This window comes from Micromonospora sp. NPDC050695, assembly GCF_040654415.1.
Taxonomy (GTDB): Bacteria; Actinomycetota; Actinomycetes; order Mycobacteriales; family Micromonosporaceae; genus Micromonospora.
In genome coordinates, this window is record NZ_JBFAHZ010000126.1 from 1 (window position 1) to 2534 (window position 2534).

1 protein-coding gene is annotated in these 2534 nt (G+C 66.5%); it reads left to right on the forward strand.

The features are described 5' to 3' along the window. Positions 1–651 precede the first annotated feature (651 nt). Entirely contained in the window at positions 652–2460 is a 1809-nt protein-coding gene (ltrA, locus tag AB0H52_RS31765; protein ID WP_225854508.1) for a group II intron reverse transcriptase/maturase, read from the forward strand. The last annotated feature ends 74 nt before the right edge of the window (positions 2461–2534 follow it).

Here is a 2534-nt window from a genome sequence, read left to right on the forward strand (position 1 = left end):
GTCAGTTTCCGTGCGACACGAGGTCGCGCGGCGCAAGTGGATACACCGTGTGATGGATCGGAGGTTGTTGTCGATGGTGTGATTCCGGGCCAGTGTCCGATGGTCCGTCCCCGCCCCGACGTGCGTGGCTGGTAACGGCTGGGTGCGGAGCTCGGGGTTCAAGCCGAAGGGTTCCCGTGCTGTCCGGGGACTACGGGTGAGGGGAAGGCTGGACGGGTGAATGGATGTGAACCTCTGTATGCCTCGTGAACCGGTGGCGTCCGGGATGGCGTGTGTGGCCGGGCGTCTGAGAAGGGCTGGCCGTGGGAGAGCGGCAGGCGGCGGACGGGGAGGAAATGCCGGTCGTGTGGACACCGTCGCCCTCGGGGTAGAGGAGGCACCCACCCCAGCCGGGTCTTGCCCGCGCGGAACGTGGAAACCCCGTCCGGGTCCGGTCGCTGCCTTGCGGCCGGTAGATCACCGTAAGGGAAGTCGATGCCTTGGCGGGACAGGATGGTCCAAGAAGCGAATGCCGGCGGCCGAAAGGCACCGGGAACCGGGGCGTTTTGGCTGGTCTGTCACCCAGCCGTCCCTGGCGAACCGGCCGGATACGGGCTGCTGCCCGAACCCGAAAGGGTGCTGACGTGGACCAGGTGAGCCTGTGAAGGGACGATGCTCACGATGCTGAAACCGATGGACAAGTTGGACGCCACGACGTCTTCGGGCGGTGTGGTGAACGGACCTGAGGGCGAGGTCGTCGACTGGGACGCCGTTGATTGGCGGACCGTCGAGGACAACGTACGGCGTCTGCGGCAGCGGATCTTCACGGCGACGAAGGCAGGGGATCTGCGCAAGGTACGTAACATGCAGAAGTTGATGCTGCGGTCCCGCGCGAACACGCTGGTCAGCGTGCGCCGGGTCACGGAGATCAACGCTGGCCGCATGACGGCGGGAATCGACGGTCGGCTTGCGCTGACCGCCGGGGACAAGGCGGATCTGGCGCGGTGGGTTGACCGCCACGCCTACGGCTGGTCCGTCCTGCCGGTCAAGCGGGTGTACATCCCCAAGGCAAACGGGAAGCGACGTCCACTCGGGATACCCGTGATCGTTGACCGGGTGCTCCAAGCCCGGACTCTCAACGCGCTGGAGCCGGAGTGGGAAGCGCGGTTCGAGCCGAGGTCCTACGGATTCCGGCCCGGCCGCGGCTGCCACGACGCGATCGAGGCCATCCACGAGGTCGTCAAGGGGAAGAACCCCAAGCGCACGTGGGTCCTCGACGCGGACCTGGCGGCGGCGTTCGACCGCATCAACCACGATCACCTCCTGGCAGCGCTGGGTGCCTTCCCCGCGCGGGCGCGGATCGCCGCGTGGCTGCGAGCCGGTGTGGTTGATCAAGGCCGGTTCGCCCCGACCGATGAGGGAACACCTCAAGGCGGGGTGATCAGTCCGCTGTTGCTCAACATTGCCCTGCACGGGATGGAACAGGCCGCAGGGGTCCACTACGAAGGTCGCACCGATGGGCGGGTGAAGATCGACAAGCGGTGCCCCGTGGTAGTGGTCAGATACGCCGACGACCTGGTCGCCCTGTGCGACAGCCGCGAACGCGCGGAACAGGTCAAGGCGCGGTTGGCCGCCTGGCTGACGCCGAGGGGTCTGACCTTCAACGAGGACAAGACACGCATCGTCCACGTCAATGACGGGTTCGACTTCCTCGGATTCACCGTCCGCCGATACGGCGACATAGCCCTGACCACTCCCAGCAAAACGGCCGTGAGACGGTTGCGGGAACGGCTACGCGGCTCGATGAGAGCACTACGCGGCGCCAGCGCGTTGGAGGTCATCCGAACGATCAACCCGATCGTGCGTGGCTGGTCGGCCTACTACCGCACGGCGGCATCCAGCGACACCTTCGGGACGCTGGAACACTACATGTGGCAACTCACCTACAAGTGGGCCAAACGCCGCCACCAGAACAAGCCGAAGCACTGGATCGTCACCCGGTACTTCGGCCGGTTCAACCCCGCCAGGCAGGACAACTGGGTGTTCGGCGACCGGGAAACCGGCGCTTACCTCCGCAGGTTCTCCTGGACGAAAATCGACCGGCACCAGATCGTCAAGGGCGGGTCGTCACCAGACGACCCCGCTCTCACCCGATACTGGGCCACCCGACGAGCGAAGGGACCCGCCCTGCTGACCGGGCTCGACCGCTGGCTACTCCGTCGCCAGCACGGACGCTGCCCCCGATGCGGGGACTACCTGCTGCACGCCGGACAGCAGCCGAACAGCCCCACCGAATGGGAACAATGGCTGCGCACCATCCGGAAGGCGATGACCAAGGGAAACATCATCGTCAACTCCGGACACGGCACACCGGTCGAAGAACAACGCCGTCTGATCCACGCCGACTGCCTACGACGGCAACCCGTCCCCGGCAGCGGCCCAGCAACCCCGCCCAGCCCAACGCCCTCGGGGCTTGCTTGAGCCGTGTGCGGTGAAAGTCGCACGCACGGTTCTGAGGGGGCCCCGGCGCAGCAATGCGCCGGGGCTACCCGACC